This window comes from Enterobacter sp. MG-EB028, assembly GCF_056673305.1.
This window is the reverse complement of the sequence record NZ_CP195079.1, coordinates 222,094-248,956: the sequence shown is the minus strand read 5'-3', so window position 1 is coordinate 248,956 and position 26,863 is coordinate 222,094. Positions and strand designations below refer to the sequence as shown.

Annotated in this window: 23 protein-coding genes, 4 tRNA genes and 1 riboswitch; of the genes, 11 read left to right on the top strand and 16 right to left on the bottom strand. The window is 54.8% G+C overall.

The window, feature by feature from the left end:
* Positions 1 to 29 precede the first annotated feature (29 nt).
* Genes nfi through nudC form a run of 3 tightly spaced genes read right to left on the bottom strand, consistent with a single transcriptional unit; the run spans position 30 to position 2,587 of the window.
* A complete protein-coding gene (gene nfi, locus ACR42C_RS01090) occupies positions 30 to 701 on the bottom strand; it encodes a deoxyribonuclease V (protein WP_023331768.1) in 672 nt (223 codons plus the stop codon).
* Positions 702 to 710: 9 nt separating this feature from the next.
* On the bottom strand, positions 711 to 1,775 hold the full coding sequence (hemE, locus tag ACR42C_RS01085) for a uroporphyrinogen decarboxylase (protein ID WP_116344069.1): 1,065 nt from the start codon (positions 1,773 to 1,775) through the stop codon (positions 711 to 713).
* Positions 1,776 to 1,813: 38 nt separating this feature from the next.
* Positions 1,814 to 2,587 (bottom strand): NAD(+) diphosphatase, encoded by a 774-nt coding sequence (gene nudC, locus ACR42C_RS01080; RefSeq protein WP_479984650.1) that lies wholly within the window; start codon positions 2,585 to 2,587, stop codon positions 1,814 to 1,816.
* Between the two features lie 95 nt (positions 2,588 to 2,682).
* On the opposite strand from nudC, the gene ACR42C_RS01075 reads away from it, so the two are divergent.
* The 10 genes from ACR42C_RS01075 (at position 2,683) to ACR42C_RS01030 (ending at position 11,468) form a co-directional block, all read left to right on the top strand.
* Complete coding sequence (locus ACR42C_RS01075) at positions 2,683 to 3,180, top strand: Rsd/AlgQ family anti-sigma factor (protein ID WP_061096558.1); 498 nt, start codon at positions 2,683 to 2,685, stop codon at positions 3,178 to 3,180.
* Positions 3,181 to 3,234: 54 nt separating this feature from the next.
* Positions 3,235 to 3,346: riboswitch (TPP riboswitch) on the top strand.
* A gap of 78 nt (positions 3,347 to 3,424) precedes the next feature.
* Positions 3,425 to 5,320 carry a phosphomethylpyrimidine synthase ThiC gene (gene thiC / locus ACR42C_RS01070; protein WP_316380454.1) on the top strand — a complete coding sequence of 632 codons (1,896 nt, stop codon included), beginning with the start codon at positions 3,425 to 3,427 and terminating at the stop codon, positions 5,318 to 5,320.
* A complete protein-coding gene (thiE, locus tag ACR42C_RS01065) occupies positions 5,320 to 5,955 on the top strand; it encodes a thiamine phosphate synthase (protein WP_163331137.1) in 636 nt (211 codons plus the stop codon). The genes thiC and thiE overlap by 1 nt, the downstream gene beginning before the upstream one ends.
* A complete protein-coding gene (locus ACR42C_RS01060; RefSeq protein ID WP_116344073.1) occupies positions 5,948 to 6,703 on the top strand; it encodes a HesA/MoeB/ThiF family protein in 756 nt (251 codons plus the stop codon). Before thiE ends, ACR42C_RS01060 begins: the two co-directional genes overlap by 8 nt.
* A complete protein-coding gene (gene thiS / locus ACR42C_RS01055) occupies positions 6,687 to 6,887 on the top strand; it encodes a sulfur carrier protein ThiS (RefSeq protein WP_163331138.1) in 201 nt (66 codons plus the stop codon). Before ACR42C_RS01060 ends, thiS begins: the two co-directional genes overlap by 17 nt.
* 1 nt (position 6,888) lies before the next feature.
* Positions 6,889 to 7,659, top strand: coding sequence for a thiazole synthase (thiG, locus tag ACR42C_RS01050; protein WP_316380453.1), 771 nt, complete (start codon positions 6,889 to 6,891; stop codon positions 7,657 to 7,659).
* Positions 7,656 to 8,783, top strand: coding sequence for a 2-iminoacetate synthase ThiH (gene thiH, locus ACR42C_RS01045; protein WP_233003723.1), 1,128 nt, complete (start codon positions 7,656 to 7,658; stop codon positions 8,781 to 8,783). Before thiG ends, thiH begins: the two co-directional genes overlap by 4 nt.
* Positions 8,784 to 9,120: 337 nt before the next feature.
* A complete protein-coding gene (locus tag ACR42C_RS01040; protein WP_479984649.1) occupies positions 9,121 to 10,662 on the top strand; it encodes a sensor domain-containing diguanylate cyclase in 1,542 nt (513 codons plus the stop codon).
* 180 nt (positions 10,663 to 10,842) lie between these two features.
* On the top strand, positions 10,843 to 11,151 hold the full coding sequence (locus tag ACR42C_RS01035; protein WP_479984648.1) for a PTS sugar transporter subunit IIB: 309 nt from the start codon (positions 10,843 to 10,845) through the stop codon (positions 11,149 to 11,151).
* Entirely contained in the window at positions 11,151 to 11,468 is a 318-nt protein-coding gene (locus ACR42C_RS01030; protein ID WP_479984647.1) for a PTS lactose/cellobiose transporter subunit IIA, read from the top strand. Before ACR42C_RS01035 ends, ACR42C_RS01030 begins: the two co-directional genes overlap by 1 nt.
* Before the next feature lie 59 nt (positions 11,469 to 11,527).
* Here the strand turns inward: ACR42C_RS01030 and rpoC are convergent, their stop codons facing one another.
* The 13 genes from rpoC to ACR42C_RS00965 form a co-directional block, all read right to left on the bottom strand.
* Complete coding sequence (gene rpoC, locus ACR42C_RS01025; RefSeq protein ID WP_116344079.1) at positions 11,528 to 15,751, bottom strand: DNA-directed RNA polymerase subunit beta'; 4,224 nt, start codon at positions 15,749 to 15,751, stop codon at positions 11,528 to 11,530.
* Positions 15,752 to 15,827: 76 nt separating this feature from the next.
* Complete coding sequence (gene rpoB / locus ACR42C_RS01020) at positions 15,828 to 19,856, bottom strand: DNA-directed RNA polymerase subunit beta (protein WP_061096566.1); 4,029 nt, start codon at positions 19,854 to 19,856, stop codon at positions 15,828 to 15,830.
* A gap of 319 nt (positions 19,857 to 20,175) precedes the next feature.
* Complete coding sequence (rplL, locus tag ACR42C_RS01015; RefSeq protein ID WP_002445276.1) at positions 20,176 to 20,541, bottom strand: 50S ribosomal protein L7/L12; 366 nt, start codon at positions 20,539 to 20,541, stop codon at positions 20,176 to 20,178.
* 66 nt (positions 20,542 to 20,607) lie between these two features.
* The gene (gene rplJ / locus ACR42C_RS01010) at positions 20,608 to 21,105 is read right to left on the bottom strand and encodes a 50S ribosomal protein L10 (protein WP_003862338.1); all 498 of its coding nucleotides are present in this window, start codon (positions 21,103 to 21,105) and stop codon (positions 20,608 to 20,610) included.
* A gap of 289 nt (positions 21,106 to 21,394) precedes the next feature.
* Positions 21,395 to 22,099: a 50S ribosomal protein L1 gene (rplA, locus tag ACR42C_RS01005; protein ID WP_006810530.1), complete on the bottom strand. Its 705-nt coding sequence runs from the start codon at positions 22,097 to 22,099 to the stop codon at positions 21,395 to 21,397.
* A 3-nt stretch (positions 22,100 to 22,102) separates the two neighbouring features.
* Positions 22,103 to 22,531, bottom strand: a complete 429-nt coding sequence (rplK, locus tag ACR42C_RS01000; protein ID WP_008503452.1) for a 50S ribosomal protein L11 — start codon at positions 22,529 to 22,531, stop codon at positions 22,103 to 22,105.
* A gap of 156 nt (positions 22,532 to 22,687) precedes the next feature.
* Positions 22,688 to 23,233 carry a transcription termination/antitermination protein NusG gene (gene nusG / locus ACR42C_RS00995; RefSeq protein WP_003862341.1) on the bottom strand — a complete coding sequence of 182 codons (546 nt, stop codon included), beginning with the start codon at positions 23,231 to 23,233 and terminating at the stop codon, positions 22,688 to 22,690.
* 1 nt (position 23,234) lies between these two features.
* A complete protein-coding gene (secE, locus tag ACR42C_RS00990; protein ID WP_013094999.1) occupies positions 23,235 to 23,618 on the bottom strand; it encodes a preprotein translocase subunit SecE in 384 nt (127 codons plus the stop codon).
* 229 nt (positions 23,619 to 23,847) lie between these two features.
* A complete protein-coding gene (tuf, locus tag ACR42C_RS00985) occupies positions 23,848 to 25,032 on the bottom strand; it encodes an elongation factor Tu (protein WP_023309456.1) in 1,185 nt (394 codons plus the stop codon).
* 118 nt (positions 25,033 to 25,150) lie between these two features.
* A tRNA-Thr gene (locus ACR42C_RS00980) sits at positions 25,151 to 25,226 on the bottom strand.
* Between the two features lie 6 nt (positions 25,227 to 25,232).
* A tRNA-Gly gene (locus tag ACR42C_RS00975) sits at positions 25,233 to 25,307 on the bottom strand.
* 117 nt (positions 25,308 to 25,424) lie between these two features.
* Positions 25,425 to 25,509: transfer RNA gene (locus tag ACR42C_RS00970), tRNA-Tyr, on the bottom strand.
* A gap of 8 nt (positions 25,510 to 25,517) precedes the next feature.
* A tRNA-Thr gene (locus tag ACR42C_RS00965) sits at positions 25,518 to 25,593 on the bottom strand.
* Between the two features lie 317 nt (positions 25,594 to 25,910).
* Here ACR42C_RS00965 and coaA point away from each other — a divergent pair.
* The gene (gene coaA / locus ACR42C_RS00960) at positions 25,911 to 26,861 is read left to right on the top strand and encodes a type I pantothenate kinase (protein ID WP_316380449.1); all 951 of its coding nucleotides are present in this window, start codon (positions 25,911 to 25,913) and stop codon (positions 26,859 to 26,861) included.
* Positions 26,862 to 26,863: the final 2 nt, after the last annotated feature.

Below are 26,863 nucleotides of genomic sequence, written 5' to 3'. Positions count from 1 at the left end.
AATCGAAAATTAGCCGCAGTTTACCTGAATCACGGCTGAATTTCCTGCCAACGAACAAAAGCCGGACGCGAGGAGGCAACGGCGTCCGCCCAGCGCGTCGGCTCAGGTAAACGGTAGCCCTTCATGCAGCGCTGAACCCACGCCAGGGCGCTGTCCATACTGACCCGGTGCCCGGTGGCGATGAACAGCGGGTTACAGCGCGCCTTGCTGCGCCAGACCCACGCCAGCTGCTCGCCTTTATGGATGAGCGGCGCCAGCGCGCCAGGCTCTGGGGAGAGCGGCTCAAACGCCCCACACAGGCGCTTCTTGGCAACGCCGATGGTCGGCACATCCACCAGCAGCCCAAAGTGGCTGGCAACGCCTAAGCGGCGCGGGTGGGAAATACCGTGTCCATCGACAAACAGCAGGTCAGGTTTTTGCGAGAGCTGTTCCCACGCTGCCAGCAGCGCGGGATATTCGCGAAAGGAGAGGAAACCCGGAATGTACGGCATGGTGGTCGCGATACGTGCCACCTTGTACTCCACCAGCTCAAGCGAAGGGTATTTCAGTACGACCATCGCCGCTCGCGTCACTTCCCCACCCTGCTCGAACCCGACGTCCGCTCCACCAATGTACTGCGGAGGATCCTTATCCAGACGATCCTCACGGATCACCGATGAAGCCAGTTCGATTTGCTGAGCGCGTAGCGACGCGAGATCCATAACCTCTCCTTACTTGTGATACTGGGCTGAAAGCCTATGCACCGCCTCCACAAATACGCCTGCGTGTTCTGGCGGCACATCCTGATGGATGCCGTGGCCGAGGTTAAACACGTGGCCTTCACCCTGGCCGAAACCAGACAGTATAGTCGACACTTCTTCTTCAATGCGGGCTGGCGGCGCATAGAGCATGGACGGATCCATATTGCCCTGCAGCGCCACTTTGTCGCCCACGCGACGGCGCGCTTCGGCGATATCGGTGGTCCAGTCGAGGCCCAGCGCGTCGCAGCCGGTTGCAGCCATCGCTTCCAGCCACTGGCCGCCACCTTTGGTGAACAGCGTCACCGGCACGCGGCGGCCTTCGTTTTCACGCAGCAGGCCGTCGACGATTTTGTGCATGTAGTACAGGGAGAACTGCTGATAATCGCGCCCGGTCAGCACGCCGCCCCAGGTATCGAAAATCATCACCGACTGCGCGCCCGCTTTAATCTGCGCGTTCAGATAGAGGGTGACGCTCTTCGCCAGCTTGTCGAGCAGCGCATGCAGGGCCAGCGGCTCGGCGTACATCATCTTTTTAATCATGGTGAAGGCTTTGCTGCTGCCCCCTTCAACCATATAGGTCGCCAGCGTCCACGGGCTGCCGGAGAAGCCAATCAGCGGCACTTCACCTTTCAGCTCACGGCGAATGGTACGTACGGCGTTCATCACGTAGCCCAGCTCGTCTTCCGGATCGGGGATCGGCAGCTTATCCACGTCGGCTTTGCTTTTGATTGGGGAGGTGAAGCGCGGGCCTTCGCCGGTTTCAAAATAGAGCCCAAGGCCCATGGCGTCCGGAATGGTGAGAATGTCCGAAAAGAGAATGGCGGCATCCAGCGGGAAGCGGCGCAGCGGCTGGAGCGTTACTTCACAGGCCAGCTCGGCATTTTTGCACAGCGACATAAAATCACCCGCCTGCGCGCGCGTGGCTTTGTACTCTGGCAGATAGCGTCCCGCCTGGCGCATCATCCACACCGGGGTGACATCAACGGGCTGGCGCAGCAGCGCACGCAGATAACGATCGTTCTTCAGTTCGGTCATTTTTGCAGTTCCTTAAGCGTCATGGCCTCAGTGTAACACTACTCATACTCGGCCCGACACATCGCCACGGTATCTTCTATCAGCCGACGCGCCACCGTACCCGGTGGGGGTAAAAGAGGCAGATCGTCATAACGATACCAGTTTGCCTCCAGCAGCTCTTTCTGGTCGATAACGATCTCGCCGCTGTCATATTCAGCCATAAACGCCGTCATCAGCGACATCGGGAACGGCCACGGCTGCGAGGTGACGTAGCGCAGGTTTTTCACCTTGATTCCGCTCTCTTCCATCACCTCGCGCGCTACCGCCTGCTCCAGCGTTTCGCCCACCTCGACGAACCCGGCGAGGACGGTATGAATGCCGTTGCGATGGCGGGTATGCTGCGCCAGCAGGATGGAATCGTCGCGCCGGATGGCGACGATGATGCACGGTGCGATCTGCGGATAATAACGTTCACGGCAGTGGCCGCAGAGCAGCGCCCACTCGGTTTTGCTTGGGTGCATGGTATGCCCGCAATAGCCGCAGTATTTGTGCGAGCGATAGAACTCCGCCAGCTGCACGCCCCGCCCCGCGAGCTGGAACAGTCCCGCATCCAGATCAAGCACCTGGCGAACGGATCCCATATCCTGACGACGCGCTTGTTGGATCAACCATACGGGCTCACCCTGCCACTCGCCGATCCTGAGCGCAGGCAGGCCCACGAGATCGAACGTTTCTGCCGCACCGTAGGGTATTTCTCCACCGGGCAGCCACAACCTCTGTTCGTGACTGACGATCCACCAACCCAGATCTGATTTTTCAATAATACGATCCATATCTATTGCACTACCTTCGCTTCACTGACATGTTGTTAGCATTGTGGTTACATTTTGGATAAGTAGATCCCATTCTAAACTTTGCGGAGTCGACCATGTTAAACCAGCTAGAAAGCCTGACGGAGCGCGTTGGAGGAAGTAACACACTGGTGGATCGCTGGCTACATGTACGCAAGCATCTCCTCGTGGCGTATTACAATCTGGTCGGTCTTAAGCCTGGCAAAGAATCCTTTATGCGGCTGAACGAAAAAGCGCTGGATGATTTTTGTCAGAGCCTGGTCGACTACCTTTCCGACGGCCATTTCAACATTTATGAACGTATTATCCGCGAAATGGAAGGCACAAATCCCTGTTTAGCGGCCAGCAAACTTTGTCCACTACTGGAAGCCAATACCCAGCAGATTATGGATTACTACGATTCCACGCTCGAGAATGCCATCGATCACGATAATTATCTTGAGTTCCAGCAGGCGCTTTCCGACCTTGGCGAAGCGCTGGAAGAGCGATTCACGCTGGAAGATAAGCTGATCGCCCTCGCCCTGGATAACGGCCTGGACGTCAGCCACGAAGATAACGTCGTGCGCCCGGCTTGAGTTCTTAATCGTTAACGAGTAATTTACAACCATTCGCCCCTCTACGGAGGGGGATTTTTCTTGTCGGAGTGCCCAGCGCCTGAACGCGCGGGCTGAGACCGTTAATTCGGGATCCGCGGAACCTGATCAGGCTAATACCTGCGAAGGGAACAAGAGTTACACTGCTGTTGAATCGCCCCTGGGCGATCTTCTCTTGCTTCATCCGTCGTCTGACAAGCCATGTCCTTCACTTTTGGAATGAGCTATGTCTATCGCTAAATTGACCCGTCGCGAACAGCGCGAACACGCCCAACGCTTCATCGATACCCTGGAAGGGACCGCCTTCCCAAACTCGAAACGTATCTACATCACCGGCTCGCAGGCCGATATCCGCGTGCCGATGCGTGAAATCCAGCTTAGCCCGACGCTTATTGGCGGCAGCAAAGAGAACCCGCAGTACGAAGACAACGAAGCCGTGCCGGTGTATGACACCTCAGGCCCGTACGGCGATCCTGATGTTGCCATCAACGTCCAACAGGGCCTGGCAAAGCTACGCCAGCCGTGGATTGACGCGCGTAACGACTGCGAAGAGCTGAGCGTGCGCAGCTCTGCGTATACCAAAGAACGTCTGGCCGACGACGGTCTGGACGAGCTGCGCTTTACCGGCCTGCTGACGCCAAAACGCGCCAGAGCGGGCAAATGCGTGACCCAGTTGCACTACGCGCGCCAAGGGATCGTCACGCCGGAGATGGAGTTCATCGCCATCCGTGAAAACATGGGTCGCGAGCGCATCCGCAGCGAAGTGCTACGCCACCAGCATCCGGGCGAAGGCTTTGGCGCTCGCCTGCCGGAAAACATCACCCCGGAGTTTGTGCGTGACGAAGTGGCCGCCGGCCGCGCCATTATCCCCGCCAACATTAACCATCCGGAATCCGAGCCGATGATTATTGGCCGCAATTTCCTGGTGAAGGTCAATGCCAACATCGGCAACTCGGCGGTGACGTCATCCATCGAAGAAGAGGTGGAAAAGCTGGTCTGGTCAACGCGCTGGGGCGCGGATACGGTAATGGATCTTTCTACTGGCCGCTACATCCACGAAACCCGCGAATGGATCCTGCGTAACAGCCCGGTGCCGATCGGTACCGTCCCGATTTATCAGGCGCTGGAGAAGGTCAACGGCATCGCCGAAAACCTCACCTGGGAAGCGTTCCGCGACACGCTGCTGGAGCAGGCGGAACAGGGTGTGGACTACTTCACCATTCACGCAGGCGTGCTGCTGCGCTATGTGCCGATGACGGCGAAGCGTCTGACCGGCATCGTCTCGCGCGGCGGTTCCATTATGGCGAAGTGGTGCCTGTCCCATCATCAGGAAAACTTCCTCTACGAGCACTTCCGCGAGATCTGCGAAATCTGCGCCGCCTATGACGTCTCGCTGTCGCTGGGCGACGGCCTGCGTCCGGGCTCAATTCGCGACGCCAACGACGAAGCGCAGTTTGCCGAGCTGCACACGCTGGGCGAACTGACCAAAATCGCCTGGGAGTATGACGTGCAGGTAATGATTGAAGGCCCGGGCCACGTGCCGATGCAGATGATCCGCCGCAACATGACCGAGGAGCTGGAACACTGCCACGAAGCGCCGTTCTACACCCTGGGGCCATTGACGACCGATATTGCGCCGGGCTATGACCACTTCACGTCAGGCATTGGGGCGGCAATGATCGGCTGGTTCGGCTGCGCCATGCTCTGCTACGTGACGCCGAAAGAGCACCTCGGCCTGCCTAACAAAGAGGACGTGAAGCAGGGGCTGATTACCTACAAGATTGCCGCCCACGCGGCGGATCTGGCGAAAGGCCACCCGGGTGCGCAAATCCGCGACAACGCCATGTCCAAAGCGCGCTTTGAATTCCGCTGGGAAGACCAGTTTAACCTGGCGCTCGATCCCTTCACCGCCCGCGCCTACCACGATGAAACCCTGCCGCAGGAATCGGGTAAGGTGGCGCACTTCTGCTCCATGTGCGGGCCGAAGTTCTGCTCGATGAAAATTAGCCAGGAGGTGCGCGACTACGCCGCCGCGCAGACCATTGAAGTCGGCATGGCGGACATGTCAGAAAACTTCCGCACGAAAGGCGGCGAAATCTACCTCAAAAAAGAGGAGGCGTAATGTACCAGCCTGATTTCCCCTCCGTGCCCTTCCGTTTAGGGCTCTATCCGGTGGTGGACAGCGTGGAGTGGATCGAACGCCTGCTTGAGGCCGGCGTTCGCACCCTCCAGCTGCGCATCAAGGATAAGCGCGATGAAGAGGTAGAGGCCGATGTGGTCGCCGCCATCACGCTGGGACGCCGTTACGACGCGCGTCTGTTTATCAACGATTACTGGCGACTGGCGATTAAGCACCAGGCGTATGGTGTCCATTTGGGTCAGGAGGACCTGGAAACCACCGATTTGAACGCCATCCGCCAGGCTGGCCTGCGCCTTGGCGTTTCAACACACGATGACATGGAGATCGACGTGGCGCTGACGGCCCGCCCCTCTTACATCGCGCTGGGTCACGTCTTCCCGACGCAAACCAAGCAGATGCCCTCGGCGCCGCAGGGGCTGACGCAGCTGGCGAGTCACGTTAAGCGCCTTGCCGATTACCCGACCGTCGCCATTGGCGGAATCAGCCTTGAACGCGCCCCGGCAGTGCTGGAGACCGGCGTCGGCAGTATCGCCGTCGTCAGCGCCATCACCCAGGCCGCAGACTGGCGGTCCGCCACCGAACAGCTTTTACAGCTGGCAGGAGCTGGCAATGAATGACCGCGATTTTATGCGCTACAGCCGTCAGATCCTGCTGGAAGATATCGCCATCGACGGGCAGCAAAAGCTGCTCGCCAGCCGGGTGCTGATTGTTGGCCTGGGAGGATTAGGCGCGCCCGCCGCGCTCTATCTGGCCGGTGCGGGCGTGGGCACGCTGGTGCTGGCCGATGACGACGAAGTGCACCTCAGCAACCTGCAGCGGCAAATCCTCTTCACGACAGACGATGTCAACCAGCCTAAAGCGCAAGTTACGCGCCAGAGGCTGAATCAGCTCAACCCCGATATCGAACTGATTGCACTTCAGACGCGGCTGAGCGGTGAACATTTGCAGCGTGAAGTCGCCCTTGCCGACGCGGTGCTGGACTGCACCGATAATATGGCGACGCGTCAGGCCATCAACGCCGCCTGCGTGGCAGAGAATACGCCGCTGATCACCGCCAGCGCGGTGGGGTTCGGCGGGCAGATGATGGTCCTGACGCCGCCGTGGGCGCAGGGCTGCTACCGTTGCCTGTGGCCGGACGATGCCGAGCCAGCGCGCAACTGCCGCACGGCGGGTGTGCTTGGTCCGGTGGTGGGCGTGATGGGCACGCTGCAGGCGCTGGAGGCCATCAAGCTGCTCAGCGGCATGGAGACGGAGCGCAACACGCTGCGCCTGTTCGACGCCCGCTCCAGCGGCTGGCGCCATCTGGCGCTACACCGCGCCAGCCGCTGCCCGGTATGCGGAGGCCGCGATGCGCATTCTGTTTAACGATGAGCCGATGAGCTGCGACGACGGGCTTACCGTTGCCGTACTGCTCGATAAATTACGCCAGCTTAAGCCGGGAACGGCGCTGGCGCTCAATCAACAGATCCTGCCGCGCGAGCAGTGGGAACATCAGCAGGTCAATGAAGGCGACCAGATCCTGCTGTTTCAGGTTATCGCAGGGGGCTGACATGTTACGTATTGCCGATAAAGTCTTTGATTCGCATCTGTTTACCGGAACCGGAAAATTCGCCTCGCCACAGCTGATGGTGGATGCCATTCGCGAAAGCGGCAGCCAGCTGGTGACGCTGGCGCTTAAGCGCGTGGATCTGCGTCATCACAGCGATGCCATTCTTGCACCGTTGCTTGAAGCCGGCGTCACGCTGCTGCCTAACACCTCCGGCGCCAAAACGGCCGAAGAGGCGATTTTCGCCGCACAGCTGGCGCGGGAAGCGCTCGGCACCCGCTGGCTGAAGCTGGAAATTCACCCGGATGCCCGCTGGCTGCTGCCCGACCCGATCGAGACGCTGAAAGCGGCAGAAAAGCTGGTGCAGCAGGGGTTTACCGTTCTGCCTTACTGCGGCGCGGATCCCGTGTTGTGTAAGCGTCTGGAAGAGGTCGGCTGCGCCGCCGTCATGCCCCTGGGCGCCCCCATTGGCTCCAATCAGGGGCTGGAAACCCGCGCAATGCTGGAGATCATCATCGAGCAGGCGACCGTGCCGGTGGTGGTGGATGCGGGCATCGGCGTTCCCAGCCACGCCGCGCAGGCGCTGGAGATGGGTGCCGACGCGGTGCTGGTGAATACCGCGATTGCGGTAGCTGACGATCCGGTGATGATGGCGCGCGCGTTCCGTCTTGCCGTGGAGGCTGGCGTGCTGGCCAGAGAATCAGGTCCCGGCTCACGCAGTTTCCAGGCACAGGCTACCAGCCCGCTGACCGGTTTTCTGGAGGCGATCTCATGAGCACGTTTACCGAGCGCTGGCGCGAGCTTAACTGGGACGACATTGCCCTGCGCATCAACAGCAAAACGGCGGCTGACGTGGAACGCGCGCTGAATGCCCGTCATTTGACCCGTGAGGATCTGATGGCCCTGCTCTCTCCGGCAGCCAGCGCCTACCTTGAACCGATGGCACAGCGCGCTCAGCGCCTCACCCGGCAACGGTTTGGCAACACGGTAAGCTTCTACGTCCCGCTCTATCTCTCGAACCTGTGCGCCAACGACTGTACCTACTGTGGTTTCTCCATGAGCAACCGCATCAAGCGGAAAACGCTCGATGAAGAGGAGATCGCACGCGAGTGTGCCGCCATTCGTGAAATGGGGTTTGAGCATCTTCTGCTGGTTACGGGCGAGCATCAGGGGAAAGTGGGAATGGACTACTTCCGTCAGCATCTTCCGGCGATACGTCGGGAGTTTGCGTCGTTGCAGATGGAGGTTCAGCCCCTGTCGCAGGACGAGTATGCAGAGTTAAAAACGCTCGGGCTGGATGGGGTCATGGTCTATCAGGAAACTTACCACGAGACGACGTACGCCCGGCATCACCTGAAGGGGAAGAAGCAGGATTTCTTCTTCCGGCTGGAAACGCCGGACAGGCTGGGCCGTGCCGGGATCGACAAAATCGGGCTGGGTGCGCTAATTGGGCTTTCAGACAGCTGGCGGGTTGATTGCTACATGGTAGCAGAACATCTGCTGTGGCTGCAGCAACACTACTGGCAAACCCGATACTCCATCTCCTTCCCGCGCCTGCGCCCCTGCGCAGGAGGCATTGAACCGGCTTCGCTGATGGATGAGCGCCAGCTGGTGCAGACCATCTGCGCGTTTCGCCTGCTCGCCCCGGAAGTAGAATTATCGCTCTCAACACGTGAGTCCCCGGCGTTTCGCGATCGCGTCATTCCCCTTGCGATTAACAACGTCAGCGCGTTTTCCAAAACGCAGCCGGGCGGTTATGCAGACGACCATCCGGAGCTGGAGCAGTTTGCACCGCATGACGGACGGCGTCCAGAAGCCGTTGCCGCCGCCCTGACGGCACAGGGTCTGCAGCCTGTCTGGAAAGACTGGGACAGCTGGCTGGGAAGAGCCTCGCAATGACGATGAAACGCACTGCAACACGGTAAAAAATTGTCGAGGCGCTACGGAAAGGCAAAACCGGATGATTGTCAGCGATCGTCCGGTTTTTTATTGTCATCAGGTCAGCAACGGACGCTGACCAGGGCGAAAAGCTTCTTCCTCGTTTCGCCCTGCCTCAGACTCCGTGTATAAGATGGGCGACATGGCATGAATAAGGTATTTCTTAGTGATTCTTAAGATAAATCATCTCGTCTGAAATTGGGTTCCGTATAATTCACCGCTAACCGCAGGACAGTGACTATGCTGAGAGGATATCGGCAGACGAAAAGTATTCACCATCAGGATCGATGTACAACTCATGGCACTTCACAGCAAAAAGCTCTCTTTTACCCGGCCAATCATGCTTAGCTTCGCGGGGATCCTGTGCAGTTTTGCGCTGATCGCAGTTGTGGTCACGCTTTCGCAACAAAAGGATTTTCTTGAGGACTATCATAAGATTAATGGGAATTTCACCCATAACCTTGCGGTGAACTACACCGAGTCTATCCTGCGTGAAAATGACTATATTCTGGGACGCTCCTCCATCTACTTTGCGCGCGACGACAAGCTAAACGAGACCCTCAACCTTAACCCGACGCAAGGTCTGCAGATGATGATGTATTTGCAGAATCTGATGCCGACCGTGTCATCCATCTCGCTGGCAGACACGCAGGGACATTATCTGCGCGCGCCGGAAGTGCTCCCCACGGAAAAGAGCAAAACTTTCGATCCCCGGACGCGGCCGTGGTTTGTCGCCCAGGCTGAAGCCAGTATCTTTAGCCACTATACCCGCCCCTATATGGATTACTTCACCGGCCACCCAACGGTAACAGTCTATAAGCCGTTAATTTCACCAGAAGGCCGCCTTAAGGGCACGCTCGCGTTTCATCTTGATTTGACGTCAATGGGCTACACTCTGCGTCAGATGGTCGCCCCTGTTCAGGGGGAATTCTTCGTCGTCGAACGTGATGGCGCCGTCGTGCTGCACCCTGATACTGGCGCGCTCTTCAAACAGTACGTGAGCGAAGCGCTGATGGACAAAATGACCAGTGGTGAAGGCCATCTCTACGACAAGAAAACCAACGCCTGGTATTACTACTACTCTTTCACAAATCCGGACTGGTTTGTTATCTACCGGGTCTCTGGCGCAACGCTTACCGATATTACCCGCCACGAAACGACGATCGTAGGCTGGGGTTTCGCGCTGGCGGCCATCATTATCATTCTCTTCGGCCTCTATCTGCGCCATGCCTCACGTACCGTGCTGATGACCATTATCAACGCGATCAAAACGGGCGATGTCAGCCAGGCACCGCGTCTGGAAGCGATGCTGAGCCACACCATCCAGTCCAATAAAGAGCGTGAGATGGCATATGTCCGCCAGGCCACTCACGATGCGCTGACGGGCTGCAAAAACCGCCGTGCGTTCGATAGCGATGTAGAGGAATTATTAAGCGCCCACCAGCCTTTCGCGATGGCGCTGGTTGATATTGATAACTTCAAGTCAATTAACGACACGTGGGGACATCTGAGCGGTGATATCGTCCTGCGTAACGTGGCGCGTGAGGGGATCCAGATAATGCAGCCCCATAACGTCTCGGTCTACCGCTACGGTGGCGAAGAGTTCGCGGTGATCTTCCAGGCCGAGCAGATCGCTGCCGCATTCTCATTGCTTGATGCATGGCGCACCGCCGTTGAAAGGCGCGCCTGGCGTGAAGAAAACCTGCACGTCACGTTCAGTGCGGGTCTCGGTGAATGGCACTTCGAACCGCTGGAACAATTTGTCGAAAGCGTTGATAGCGCCCTCTACAGCGCGAAACGGCAGGGTAAAAACCGCATTATCCGAACAGCCATCAGCTAATCCCCCACCTCACAGCCCGCCCGTTCCCCACGGGTGAGGTTGACGGTCATACAAATTGTAACCGGTTTCAGAAATTCGCCGGTTTCTTTGTGATGCCTGACACACAATCGTGGTAAAGCGGTTGTTGAAGCCCTCTGTGCAAGATAATTATCAATAAACACATGTAGATCGAGGCTGATTATGAAGAACATCGTTTTATGCTGTGCAGCGGGAATGTCAACCAGCATGCTGGTTCAACGTATGAAAGACGCCGCGCAGAAAAAAGGGGTTGAAGTCACCATTAAAGCCGTTCCGATTGCGGAGTTTAAAGACAACATCGCGACGGCCGACATCGTATTGCTGGGGCCACAGGTTAAATACGAGCAGGCTAAACTGCAGGCGCAGGCCGACCCGCTGGGCAAAAAGGTCGCGGTGATCGACATGATGGATTACGGCATGATGAAAGGCGATGCCGTACTGGAAAAAGCACTCAAGCTGCTGGAGTCATAATGGACGACTTAGAAACCACGATCATGGAACTGCTGGTCAATGCAGGTGCGGCACGCAGCGCGGCCCTGATGGCCCTGCAGATGGCGCGTAAAGGTGAGTTTGACGAAGCTGAGAAAGCGATGGAAGAGTCGCGCGAATATGTGAAGCACGCGCATACGATCCAAACGCAGCTTATCGGCCTTGACGAAGGGACCGGGAAACTGCCGGTTAACCTGATCACCGTTCATTCTCAGGACCACCTGATGAACGCGATGGTTATTCAGGATCTGGCGGGCGATATGATTGAGCTTTATCGACGCATCCCGCTAGTGAATTGAAGACATGCAGATATAAAAAAAACCCGCCGAGGCGGGTTTTTTATTTACGGCAGCAACGATTACTCGTTGTCGGAACCGCCCAGACCTGCGTTCAGCAGTTCTGCAAGGCTCGCGGAGGCATCTTCAGCAGTAACCTGCGGTGCAGCTGGAAGTTCGCCCGCTGCGCGACGACGCATACGATCCTGGTGGTACGCATAACCGGTACCGGCCGGGATCAGACGACCCACGATGACGTTCTCTTTCAGACCGCGCAGTTCATCACGTTTACCTGCAACAGCGGCTTCGGTCAGGACACGAGTCGTCTCCTGGAACGATGCTGCAGAGATGAAGGACTCGGTTGCCAGAGACGCTTTGGTGATACCCAGCAGATCGCGTGCGAAGGTCGCACCGATTTTGCCATTCGCTTCGAGATCGCGGTTAGCGATCTTAACGCGTGAGTATTCAACCTGCTCGCCTTCCAGGAAGTCGGAGCTGCCCGCGTTTTCGATGGTTGCTTTACGCAGCATCTGACGAACGATAACTTCGATGTGCTTATCGTTAATCTTAACGCCCTGCAGGCGGTATACGTCCTGTACTTCGTTAACAATGTAACGAGTAACAGCATGCACACCACGAAGACGCAGGATGTCGTGCGGCGCTTCTGGACCGTCGGAAACCACGTCACCACGTTCTACACGTTCGCCTTCGAACACGTTGAGCTGACGCCACTTAGGAATCATCTCTTCGTACGGCTCGCTGCCATCTACTGGCGTGATAACCAGACGGCGCTTGCCTTTGGTCTCTTTACCGAAGGAGATGATGCCGCTGATTTCAGCCAGGATTGCAGGCTCTTTCGGACGACGTGCTTCGAACAGGTCCGCAACGCGTGGCAGACCACCGGTGATGTCCTTGGTACCGCCGGATTCCTGAGGAATACGCGCCAGGGTGTCACCAGAGCTGATCTGTACGCCATCTTCCAGCTGTACAATCGCTTTACCCGGCAGGAAGTACTGCGCAGGCATATCGGTACCCGGGATCAGAACGTCGTTACCCTGAGCATCAACGATTTTCAGCGCAGGACGCAGATCTTTACCACCGGTAGTACGTTCTGCAGAATCCAGAACCACCAGAGAAGACAGACCGGTCAGCTCGTCGGTCTGACGAGTAATGGTCTGGCCGTCGATCATATCAGTAAAGCGGATGAAACCACTTACTTCGGTGATAACCGGCATGGTGTGTGGATCCCAGTTCGCAACGGTTTCACCGCCGGCAACCTGCTCGCCATCACCTTTCGCCATAACAGCACCGTAAGGCACTTTATAGCTCTCTTTGGTACGACCGAATTCGTCGATCAGCTTCAGCTCGGTGTTACGAGAAGTGATAACCAGTTTACCGCTGGAGTTCACAACCGATTTCGCGTTGCTGAGCTTGATGCTACCTTTGTTTTTCACCTGGATGCTGGATTCAGCAGCCGCACGAGATGCCGCACCACCGATGTGGAACGTACGCATCGTCAGCTGTGTACCCGGCTCACCGATGGACTGTGCCGCGATAACGCCGATGGCTTCACCTTTGTTGATGATGTGGCCACGCGCCAGGTCACGACCGTAGCAGTGCGCACATACACCAAAGTCGGTGTCACAGGATACAACGGAACGCACTTTCACGGAGTCAACAGAGTTCGCTTCCAGCAGGTCACACCACTGTTCGTGCAGCAGCGTGTTGCGTGGAACCAGAATGTCTGCGGTGCCCGGCTTCAGGATGTCTTCCGCGGTTACACGACCCAGTACGCGATCGCGCAGCGGCTCTTTAACATCACCACCCTCGATAACCGGGGTCATGGTGATACCTTCGAGGGTGCCACAATCGTCTTCGGTCACAACCAGATCCTGCGCAACGTCAACCAGACGACGCGTCAGATAACCGGAGTTCGCTGTTTTCAGTGCGGTATCCGCCAGACCTTTACGCGCACCGTGCGTGGAGATGAAGTACTGGAGTACGTTCAGACCTTCACGGAAGTTCGCGGTGATTGGCGTTTCGATGATGGAGCCATCCGGCTTCGCCATCAGACCACGCATACCTGCCAGCTGACGAATCTGTGCTGCGGAACCACGCGCACCGGAGTCGGCCATCATGTAGATGCTGTTGAAGGAAACCTGCTGCTCTTCTACGCCGTCACGGTTAATCACGGTTTCGGTTTGCAGGTTATCCATCATCGCTTTGGATACACGATCGTTCGCCGCAGCCCAGATATCGATAACTTTGTTGTAACGTTCGCCCGCGGTGACCAGACCAGACTGGAACTGCTCCTGGATTTCCGCAACTTCAGCTTCCGCTTCAGAGATGATCTCGTGTTTCTTCTCTGGGATGACCATGTCATCGATACCAACAGATGCACCTGAACGCGCTGCATAAGCAAAGCCGGTATACATTGTCTGGTCAGCGAAGATAACGGTCGGCTTCAGACCCAGAATGCGGTAACAGGTGTTCAGCATTTTGGAGATCGCTTTCTTACCCAGCGCCTGGTTGACGATGGAGAAAGGCAGACCTTTCGGTACGATCATCCACAGAATGGCACGGCCAACGGTCGTGTCTTTCAGGCTGGTTTTCGCAACGAATTCGCCGTTTGCATCTTTTTCGTATTCGGTGATACGCACTTTAACGCGCGCATGCAGAGAGGCCAGGCCAGCGCGATAAATACGCTCAGCTTCTTTCGGGCCAGTCAGCACCATGCCTTCGCCTTTGGCGTTAACACAGTCGCGGGTCATGTAGTACAGACCCAATACAACGTCCTGAGAAGGAACGATGATTGGCTCACCGTTCGCTGGAGACAGGATGTTGTTGGTAGACATCATCAGCGCACGCGCTTCGAGCTGGGCTTCCAGCGTCAGCGGTACGTGAACAGCCATCTGGTCACCATCGAAGTCGGCGTTATAAGCCGCACAGACCAGCGGGTGCAGCTGGATAGCTTTACCTTCGATCAGAACTGGCTCAAATGCCTGGATACCCAGACGGTGCAGTGTTGGTGCACGGTTCAGCAGTACCGGGTGTTCGCGGATCACTTCGTCCAGGATATCCCAAACGACAGCTTCTTCACGCTCAACCATTTTCTTAGCGGCTTTGATGGTGGTGGCGAGTCCTCGCAGCTCCAGCTTGCCGTAGATGAACGGTTTGAACAGCTCCAGTGCCATTTTCTTCGGCAGACCGCACTGATGCAGACGCAGGTATGGACCTACGGTGATTACAGAACGACCGGAGTAGTCAACACGCTTACCGAGCAGGTTCTGACGGAAACGACCCTGTTTACCTTTGATCATGTCGGCCAAAGATTTCAGAGGACGTTTGTTAGAACCGGTGATCGCACGACCACGACGACCGTTATCCAGCAGGGCATCTACCGCTTCCTGCAGCATACGTTTTTCGTTGCGTACGATGATATCCGGCGCAGCCAGATCCAGCAGACGTTTCAGACGGTTGTTACGGTTGATCACGCGACGATACAGATCGTTCAGATCGGACGTTGCGAAACGACCACCATCCAGCGGAACCAGCGGACGCAGATCTGGCGGCAGAACCGGCAGAACGGTCAGGATCATCCACTCTGGTTTGTTACCAGACTGAACGAACGCTTCCAGCAGTTTGATACGCTTGGTCAGCTTTTTACGCTTGGTTTCGGAGTTGGTTTCGTTCAGCTCTTCACGCAGCTGCTCGCACTCTTGCTCCAGATCCATGCTCTTCAGCAGGGCCTGAATAGCTTCCGCACCCATCTTCGCGTCGAATTCGTCACCGAACTCTTCCAGCGCGTCCAGATACTGCTCTTCAGTCAGGATCTGGTGACGTTCCAGGTTCGTCATCCCGCCTTCGATAACCACATAAGATTCGAAGTACAGTACACGTTCGATATCGCGCAGCGGCATATCCAGCAGCAGGCCGATACGGGACGGCAGAGATTTCAGGAACCAGATGTGAGCAGTCGGAGACGCCAGCTCGATGTGGCCCATACGCTCACGGCGTACTTTGGTCTGGGTCACTTCAACGCCGCACTTCTCACAGATCACACCACGGTGTTTCAGGCGCTTGTACTTACCGCACAGGCACTCGTAATCTTTTACTGGCCCGAAAATACGTGCACAGAAAAGGCCGTCACGCTCAGGTTTGAACGTACGGTAGTTGATGGTTTCCGGCTTTTTAACTTCACCGAAAGACCATGAACGGATCATGTCTGGCGAAGCCAGAGCAATTTTGATCGCATCAAACTCTTCGGTTTTAGTTTGCGCTTTCAGAAACTTTAATAAGTCTTTCACGGATTTGCTCCCGTCGGAGTTAGCACACTCTGCTGTCGGGCGTTAACCCGACAGCAGTGACCTGTTTGAGCGAGAATTACTCGTCTTCCAGTTCGATGTTGATACCCAGCGAACGAATCTCTTTCAACAGTACGTTGAAGGATTCTGGCATGCCCGGCTCCATCTGATGGTTGCCGTCCACGATGTTTTTATACATCTTGGTACGACCGTTCACGTCATCAGACTTAACGGTGAGCATTTCCTGCAGGGTGTATGCCGCGCCGTATGCTTCCAGCGCCCACACTTCCATCTCCCCGAAGCGCTGACCACCGAACTGTGCCTTACCACCCAGCGGCTGCTGAGTAACCAGGCTGTAAGAACCGGTAGAACGAGCGTGCATCTTGTCGTCGACCAGGTGGTTCAGTTTCAGCATGTACATGTAACCAACGGTTACTGGACGCTCAAACTGTTCACCGGTACGGCCGTCAAACAGCGTAATCTGACCAGACGTTGGCAGACCACCCAGTTGCAGCAGCTCTTTAATTTCAGCTTCTTTTGCACCGTCGAATACCGGCGTTGCAATTGGCATACCTTTGCGCAGGTTCTCTGCCAGACGCAGCACTTCTTCATCGCTGAAGGTGTTCAGGTCGACTTTCTGACGCACATCGGTACCCAGATCGTAGGCACGCTGGATGAATTCGCGCAGTTTCGCGACTTCCTGCTGCTGTTTCAGCATGGCGTTGATCTTGTCGCCAATACCTTTCGCAGCCATACCCAGGTGGGTTTCCAGAATCTGACCGATGTTCATACGAGACGGTACGCCCAGTGGGTTCAGTACGATATCTACCGGCGTACCGTTAGCATCGTGCGGCATATCTTCGATCGGGTTGATCTTAGAGATAACACCCTTGTTACCGTGACGACCTGCCATCTTATCACCAGGCTGGATCTGACGTTTAACGGCCAGATACACCTTAACAATCTTCAGCACGCCTGGTGCCAGATCGTCGCCCTGAGTGATTTTGCGGCGTTTCGCTTCGAGTTTTTTCTCGAACTCGTGTTTCAGTTCGTCATACTGCTCAGCCAGCTGTTCCAGCTGATTTTGTTTCTCTTCGTCGGTCAGGCCCAGTTCCAGCCAGCGATCGCGTGGCAGTTTGTCGAGCTTCTCAGCTTCAACACCACCGGCAACCAGCACCGCATAAATACGGCTGAACAGACCCGCTTCGAGGATCTGCAGTTCTTCAGACAGGTCTTTCTTAGCCTGCTTGAGCTGCATCTCTTCGATTTCCAGCGCACGCTTATCTTTCTCAACGCCATCACGAGTGAAGACCTGAACGTCGATAACCGTACCGGAAACACCGTTTGGTACGCGCAGAGAAGAGTCTTTAACGTCAGACGCTTTCTCACCGAAGATTGCACGCAGCAGTTTCTCTTCTGGCGTCAGCTGGGTTTCACCTTTCGGCGTAACCTTACCAACCAGAATGTCGCCGCCGGTCACTTCCGCACCGATGTAAACAATACCGGATTCATCCAGTTTGGAGAGCGCAGCTTCACCCACGTTAGGGATGTCGGCAGTGATCTCTTCTGGCCCCAGCTTGGTGTCACGGGACACACAGGCCAGTTCCTGAATGTGGATGGTGGTGAAACGATCTTCCTGAACCACACGCTCGGAGACGAGGATGGAGTCTTCGAAGTTGTAACCGTTCCACGGCATGAACGCTACGCGCATGTTCTGACCGAGCGCCAGTTCACCGAGGTCGGTGGACGGACCGTCTGCCAGCACGTCGCCGCGCTCAACTGGCTCACCCAGAGATACGCAAGGCATCTGGTTGATACAGGTGTTCTGGTTAGAACGGGTGTATTTGGTCAGGTTGTAGATGTCGATACCCGCTTCGCCCGGATACATCTCGTCTTCGTTAACTTTGATAACGATACGGGATGCGTCGACGTACTGAACGGTACCGCCACGCTTAGCAACTGCAGTAACACCGGAGTCAACGGCAACAGCACGTTCCATACCGGTACCAACCAGCGGCTTATCAGCACGCAGAGTTGGAACGGCCTGACGTTGCATGTTCGCACCCATCAATGCACGGTTGGCGTCATCGTGTTCCAGGAACGGGATCAGGGACGCACCGACGGATACCACCTGCTGGGTGGAAACGTCCATGTAGTCAACCTGGTCGCGGCTGAACAAGCTGGATTCGCCTTTGCTACGGCAGGTAACCAAATCTTCTACAAAGTGGCCTTCGTCATCCAGGTTGGAGTTCGCCTGAGCGATAACGTAGTTGCCTTCTTCGATAGCAGACAGGTAGTGAATTTCGTCGGTAACAACACCGTCAGTCACTTTACGGTACGGGGTCTCGAGGAAACCGTATTCGTTCGTCTGTGCGTAAACGGACAGGGAGTTGATCAGACCGATGTTTGGACCTTCAGGCGTTTCGATTGGACATACGCGACCGTAGTGCGTCGGGTGTACGTCTCGAACTTCGAAGCCTGCACGTTCACGGGTCAGACCGCCCGGGCCGAGTGCGGAGATACGACGTTTGTGCGTAATCTCAGACAGCGGGTTGTTCTGGTCCATGAACTGAGACAGCTGGCTGGAACCGAAGAACTCTTTCACTGCTGCAGAAATCGGCTTGGCGTTGATCATATCCTGAGGCATCAGGGTATCCAGATCACCCAGAGACAGACGCTCTTTCACCGCACGCTCTACACGTACCAGGCCAACGCGGAACTGGTTTTCCGCCATTTCGCCTACGGAGCGGATACGACGGTTGCCGAGGTGGTCGATATCGTCCACTTCGCCTTTACCGTTACGGATATCGATGAGCTTCTTCATCACTTCGATGATGTCGTCTTTGCTCAGGATACCGGAACCTTCGATTTCATCGCGCAGCAGAGAACGGTTGAACTTCATACGACCTACCGCGGACAGATCGTAGCGGTCTTCGGAGAAGAACAGGTTCTCGAACAGGCTTTCAGCCGCTTCGCGAGTTGGTGGCTCACCAGGACGCATCATGCGGTAGATTTCGACCAGCGCGCTCAGACGATCGGTCGTTGGGTCGACGCGTACAGTCTCAGAGATGTACGGACCGTGGTCCAGATCGTTGGTGAACAGCGTTTCGATACGTTTGTGGCCAGACTGGCTCAGCTTAGCCAGCAGATCCAGGCTCAGCTCCATGTTAGCCGGGCAGATCAGCTCGCCAGTTGATTCATCAACGTAATCTTTCGCGGCTACTTTTCCTGCAATGTATTCAACCGGAACTTCGATGTGTTTGATATCATCTTTTTCCAGCTGGCGGATGTGGCGCGCGGTGATACGGCGACCTTTTTCCACATACACTTTGCCGTCGGCTTCGATGTCGAACGACGCGGTCTCACCACGCAGACGTTCCGGCACCAGCTCCATCTGCAGCTTGTTGTCGCGGATTTCAAAGATCACTTTCTCAAAGAACAGGTCCAGGATCTGCTCAGTGGTATAGTTCAGTGCACGCAGAATGATGGTTGCAGGCAGTTTACGACGACGGTCGATACGGACAAACAGGTTGTCTTTTGGATCGAACTCGAAGTCCAGCCATGAACCACGGTAAGGAATGATGCGTGCGTTATACAGTACTTTACCGGAAGAGTGTGTTTTACCTTTATCGCTGTCGAAGAAGACGCCCGGGCTACGATGCAGCTGGGAAACGATAACACGCTCAGTACCGTTGATGACGAAAGTACCGTTGTCTGTCATGAGTGGAATCTCACCCATGTAGACTTCTTGTTCTTTAATGTCTTTTACGGTGCCTTCCGGCGCTTCGCGCTCGTAGATCACCAGACGCAGTTTTACGCGCAGCGGTGCGGAATAGGTCACGCCACGGATCTGACATTCCTGAACGTCAAACACCGGTTCGCCAAGGCGGTAGCTGACGTACTGCAGCTCGGAGTTACCGCTGTAGCTCTGAATCGGGAACACGGAACGGAAGGCTGCTTCCAGACCGTACTGCCCTTCAGGATCTTGCTCGATAAACTTCTGGAACGAGTCAAGCTGGATAGAAAGGAGATATGGAATGTCCAGAACTTGTGGACGTTTACCAAAATCCTTACGAATACGTTTTTTCTCGGTATAGGAGTAAACCATAGGGTTCCTCAGCTCGCTGACAAGTCGACCCATCTGTCCGACGAAGGGACAGTTTGTGCAACACCATTTTGTGGACCGGAAAATTGAATACTTTCCGCAATACCTGTTGCTATCACGCTTAAACCATTTCATTGCGATTTACACAGAGCGAGCACCCTGTCGCAGTATATTAAGTCGTCGATAGAAACAAGCATTGTCAGGACAATCAGCAGTCAAACAGTGTGAAATGCTACTGATGCCTTACAGCGCAAAAAGGCTGGTGACTAAAAAGTCACCAGCCATCAGCCTAATTGCTTAGGCTGCAACCAGAAAAGTTGGCTTATTTAACTTCAACTTCAGCGCCAGCTTCTTCCAGAGATTTTTTCAGTGCTTCTGCGTCGTCTTTGCTCACGCCTTCTTTCAGCGCAGCTGGAGCAGATTCTACCAGGTCTTTAGCTTCTTTCAGACCCAGGCCAGTTGCGCCACGTACTGCTTTGATAACAGCAACTTTGTTCGCGCCAGCAGCTTTCAGAATTACGTCGAATTCAGTTTTTTCTTCAGCAGCTTCAGCCGGGCCAGCAGCTACAGCTACAGCAGCAGCAGCAGAAACACCGAATTTTTCTTCCATTGCAGAAACCAGCTCTACAACGTCCATTACGGACATAGCTGCTACTGCTTCAATGATTTGATCTTTAGTGATAGACATTTAAATTGTTCCTGAAAATCAGAATAAGTTTATACGTAAGCAAATGCTTTATAAAGATAACTGCAATTAAGCAGCTTCTTTCGCATCGCGTACAGCAGCCAGAGTGCGAACCAGTTTGCCAGCCGCAGCTTCTTTCATGGTTGCCATCAGGCGTGCAATTGCTTCTTCGTAGGTCGGCAGGGTTGCCAGGCGATCGATTTGCGATGCCGGGATCAACTCACCTTCAAAGGCTGCAGCTTTGACCTCAAATTTTGCATTCGCTTTCGCGAACTCTTTGAACAGACGAGCAGCAGCGCCCGGGTGTTCCATAGAGTATGCAATCAGGGTCGGACCAACAAACGTGTCTTTCAGGCACTCGAACTGAGTACCTTCAACTACGCGGCGCAGCAGGGTGTTACGAACAACACGCATGTATACGCCAGCTTCACGACCTGCTTTACGCAGTTCAGTCATTTTGTCTACAGTAACGCCACGGGAATCCGCAACTACTGCAGACAGCGCGCCTTTGGCTACTTCGCTGACTTCAGCAACAATCGCTTGTTTGTCTTGAAGATTTAAAGCCATTAGCTTTGCTCCTGGATGTTTGCCGGAACTCATGTTCCGGAACTCACTTCACTCTTCCCAACGGGAAGAGCGTCTTAATACGGTGAGCAGAAACAAGCCAGAGTATTAAAAATAATCTTAGCGTTCTGTCACCGTCTACGCAGGGGATTAAGTCTCTTTCGAGACACCTGCGGTCTTCGACGGAGGCCTGGATAGGCCAGGCTCCAACGAACAATTCTTTTAGCCACTAACTTTCGTTAGCAAACGTGGGGGTAAGATTGTAGACAAAATCACCGCCCACGTAAAGGCATTAGTTTGCAGCAGCGCTCAGGCCAGCCTGGTCAACTGCAACACCTGCACCCATAGTGGTGGAGATGCTAACTTTCTTGATGTACACGCCTTTCGCCTGAGTTGGTTTTGCTTTTTTCAGCGCAACCAGCAGAGCTTCCAGGTTTTCTTTCAGTTTGTCAGCGTCAAAATCCACTTTACCGATGGTGGTGTGGATGATGCCGTTTTTGTCGTTACGATAACGAACCTGACCCGCTTTAGCGTTCTTAACCGCTTCAGCAACGTTAGGAGTTACAGTACCAACTTTCGGGTTTGGCATCAGGCCGCGTGGACCCAGAACCTGGCCCAGCTGGCCAACAACGCGCATTGCATCTGGAGATGCGATAACAACGTCAAAGTTCATTTCGCCTTTCTTGATCTGATCAGCCAGATCTTCCATACCTACCAGTTCAGCACCGGCAGCTTTAGCAGCTTCAGCGTTTGCACCCTGAGCAAATACAGCTACGCGAACGGAACGGCCAGTACCGTGTGGCAGTACAGTTGCGCCACGAACGTTCTGATCGGATTTACGAGCGTCGATGCCCAGGTTAACGGCAACGTCAACGCTTTCAACGAACTTAGCAGTTGCCAGTTCTTTCAGTAGAGCGATAGCTTCGTTGATGTCGTACTGTTTGGTCGCATCAACTTTGTCACGGATCACGGACATGCGCTTGGTCAGTTTAGCCATTTCTTAGTCCTCCACTACCAGGCCCATGGAACGTGCAGTACCTTCGATGGAGCGAGTCATCGCTTCAATGTCGGCACCAGTCATGTCGGCAGCTTTGGTCTGCGCGATTTCCTGCAGCTGAGCGCGGGAAATTTTACCCACTTTGTCTTTGTTCGGTTTACCGGAACCAGACTTGATACCAGCCGCTTTCTTCAGCAGAACTGCTGCTGGAGGGGTTTTGGTAACGAAAGTGAAAGAACGGTCAGCGTAAACAGTGATTACGACTGGGATTGGCAGACCTTTTTCCAGGGATTCAGTTTTTGCGTTGAACGCTTTACAGAATTCCATGATGTTCACACCCTGCTGACCCAGAGCTGGACCAACTGGTGGACTTGGGTTCGCCATACCAGCTGCAACCTGCAGCTTGACGTAGGCTTGTACTTTCTTAGCCATTCTAAAATCCTCTGATTGGGTAATAGCGCCTCAGGGAGGCTCCCCGTGAATAAAATTCGTTTTACGGGCCGAGACCCATAAAAACAAAAGGCGCGAAATTGTATTCCAATCCCGCGCCTTGTGCAACGATTAAATCGTCGCTTTTTTGATCGCTGCTTAGGCTTTTTCTACCTGGGCAAAGTCCAGTTCTACCGGGGTCGCACGACCGAAGATAGAAACAGAAACTTTCAGGCGGGACTTCTCGTAGTCCACTTCTTCAACCACGCCATTAAAGTCAGCAAACGGACCGTCATTAACACGAACCATTTCACCCGGTTCAAACAGCGTTTTCGGACGCGGCTTATCACCTACCTGCTGCAGGCGGTTCATAATCGCATCAACTTCTTTGTCGCTGATTGGCGCCGGACGGTCAGACGTGCCGCCGATAAAGCCCATCACGCGCGGTACGCTGCGCACCAGGTGCCAGCTCGCGTCGTTCATAACCATCTGAACCAGCACGTAACCCGGGAAGAATTTGCGCTCGCTTTTGCGACGCTGGCCGCCACGGATCTCAACCACTTCTTCGGTTGGAACCATAACTTCGCCAAACAACTCTTCCATGTTGTGTAATTTGATATGCTCACGCAGCGACGTGGCTACGCGGCCTTCAAAACCGGAAAACGCCTGAACGACGTACCAGCGCTTTTTAGGGGCTTCAGACATCTCAGAACCTCAGGCCAGTGATAAAGGATACCAGGCGAACCAGAATACCATCCAGTCCCCACAGGATCAGTGACATTACAGCGGTAACCGCCGCTACGATCAGCGTGGTGTGCAATGTTTCCTGGCGAGTCGGCCAAATTACCTTGCGGACTTCGGTACGCGCTTCGCGGGCAAAAGCGACAGTCGCTTTGCCTTTCGTCGTCAACAGCGCGACACCACCCGCTGCAGCAATCAGAATTACCACTGCAAGCGCGCGTAGCGGCAGCATAATGTCACGATAAAGGTAGTTGCCGACAATCGCTACGATCAGCAGAACGGCTACTACTACCCATTTCATCGCTTCCAGGCCGCGCCCGCTCCCTTGAGCTTCGGTATTCGCACTCATAAACCAACCTGTCAGAAGTATTCTACAAACATTTTCACCCCGCGATCGCGAGGCAAACCAAATCGAAATGCTAATTCGCTTTTCGGATTATACGCTCTCTGCAGAGCCTGTCTCAGCAATGATTATGACAAAAATAATCACTGATGAGCCAGGTTCTGGCGTGAAAGCGTGCAAAAAGGGCATCAAATGATGCCCTTTTATTGCGCATTGCGTCAAATGTTATCAGCAATTAGCCGAGAACTTTAGCAACCACGCCCGCGCCAACGGTACGGCCACCTTCACGGATTGCGAAACGCAGACCGTCGTCCATCGCGATTGGGTGGATCAGAGTCACAACCATCTTGATGTTGTCGCCTGGCATTACCATCTCTACGCCTTCTGGCAGTTCGATGGTACCGGTCACGTCAGTTGTACGGAAGTAGAACTGTGGACGGTAGCCTTTGAAGAACGGAGTATGACGGCCGCCTTCGTCTTTGGACAGGATGTACACTTCAGATTCGAACTTGGTGTGTGGCTTGATTGAGCCTGGCTTCGCCAGAACCTGACCACGTTCGATTTCTTCACGCTTGATACCACGCAGCAGAACACCAACGTTCTCACCAGCACGGCCTTCGTCCAGCAGTTTGCGGAACATTTCAACGCCAGTACAGGTAGACTTCGCAGTCTCTTTGATACCAACGATTTCAACTTCTTCACCAACTTTGATGATACCGCGCTCTACACGACCGGTAACAACGGTACCACGACCGGAGATGGAGAATACGTCTTCGATTGGCAGCAGGAATGGCTTGTCAATCGCACGCTCTGGTTCTGGGATGTAAGAATCCAGGAAGCCAGCCAGTTCGATGATTTTCGCTTCCCACTCTGCGTCGCCTTCCAGCGCTTTCAGCGCGGAACCACGAACGATTGGGGTGTCGTCGCCTGGGAAATCGTACTGAGACAGCAGTTCACGAACTTCCATCTCTACCAGTTCCAGCAGCTCTTCGTCATCAACCATGTCGCACTTGTTCAGGAACACGATGATGAAAGGAACGCCTACCTGACGACCCAGCAGGATGTGCTCACGGGTCTGAGGCATTGGGCCGTCAGTCGCAGCAACAACCAGGATCGCGCCGTCCATCTGCGCAGCACCGGTGATCATGTTTTTAACATAGTCGGCGTGGCCTGGGCAGTCTACGTGTGCGTAGTGGCGAGTCGGGGTGTCGTATTCAACGTGAGAGGTGTTGATGGTGATACCACGAGCTTTTTCTTCTGGTGCGTTATCGATCTGGTCGAATGCACGAGCAGAACCACCGTAGGTTTTTGCCAGAACGGTAGTGATTGCAGCGGTCAGCGTTGTTTTACCATGGTCAACGTGGCCGATAGTACCGACGTTAACGTGCGGTTTTGTACGTTCAAACTTTTCTTTAGACATCGATTGTCCCTCTAAGACACGGATAAATCGGTGATATCACCACATCAACCAGGCGAAATGCCCGAATTGTTGAATACAGTAAAATTGAAACAGAGAGAAACGGGAAGGAGAAGTGAAGTGGTGCTGATACCCAGAGTCGAACTGGGGACCTCACCCTTACCAAGGGTGCGCTCTACCAACTGAGCCATATCAGCACGTATTGGAGCGGGCAGCGGGAATCGAACCCGCATCATCAGCTTGGAAGGCTGAGGTAATAGCCATTATACGATGCCCGCATCCTGAAACTCGGCTACCCAGTTCTTTCTGTAACAAAAAAAGAGATTTCTCTCTTTTTCAGTTTGAGCTGGCTAATTTTTCCAACCAGCTCCGGCGGCATTTACGCTGCCAGAAAGTGGTGGTGGGGGAAGGATTCGAACCTTCGAAGTCTGTGACGGCAGATTTACAGTCTGCTCCCTTTGGCCGCTCGGGAACCCCACCGGACTTGATGGTGCCGACTACCGGAATCGAACTGGTGACCTACTGATTACAAGTCAGTTGCTCTACCTACTGAGCTAAGTCGGCATCAAGTAGCGCGCATTCTATGGATACCTGCGCGGTCATGCAACTAAAAATTTGCATAAAACGTTCTTTCGCTCACATTTTATGCGAACAGCGCACTAAGCGCTGTAAAAGTAGTCATCCACGGTCAAATAATCAACATGGAAGGGTGTTTTGCACGGTATACACCGTAGCGTGACGGCTTCCGCGTAACGCAGCGCTTTCCATCTTTTTTCTTATTATTCCCGCCATCTGGTGTTAACCTCCTGCCCATTGTCCAAAATTAACTGTGTGATGAGCCACGTCCCGGCAGCATAGCGCTGGCTCACTGAAGCATGCTTATGAGCAAAAAAGAGCAAACGTTAATGACGCCTTATCTTCACTTTAACCGCAGCCAGTGGGCTGCCCTGCGTGATTCCGTCCCTATGACGCTGACGGAAGGTGAAATCGCACGGTTAAAAGGGATAAACGAAGATCTGTCCCTGGAAGAGGTGGCAGAAATTTATCTCCCCCTCTCTCGCTTGCTTAACTTCTATATCAGCTCCAACCTGCGCCGTCAGGCGGTGCTGGAGCAGTTCCTCGGCACGAACGGTCAGCGCATTCCTTATATCATTAGCATTGCAGGCAGCGTGGCCGTGGGTAAAAGCACCACCGCACGCGTATTGCAGGCGTTATTGAGCCGCTGGCCGGAACACCGCAGCGTTGAGTTGATCACGACCGACGGCTTCCTGCACCCGAACGAAGTATTAAAAGAACGCGGGCTGATGAAGAAGAAGGGCTTCCCGCTCTCTTATGATATGCACCGTCTGGTGAAATTTGTCTCTGACCTGAAATCTGGCGTGCCTCACGTCACGGCGCCGGTCTATTCACACCTGATCTACGACCGCATCCCGGATGGGGATAAAACGGTAGTCCAGCCGGACATCCTGATTCTTGAAGGTTTGAACGTGCTGCAAAGCGGAATGGATTATCCACATGACCCGCATCATGTGTTCGTTTCGGATTTCGTCGATTTCTCTATCTATGTTGATGCGCCGGAAGATCTGCTGCAGAGCTGGTATATCAACCGCTTCCTGAAGTTCCGCGAAGGGGCATTCACCGACCCGGACTCCTATTTCCACCACTACGCCCAGCTTTCTGAAGAAGAAGCGATTAATGTGGCGACGGGGCTGTGGAATGAGATCAACTACGTGAACCTCAAAGAGAACATCCTGCCGACGCGCGAGCGTGCGAGCCTGATCCTCACCAAGAGCGAGAAGCACGCCGTCGACCAGATTCGCCTGCGGAAATAGTC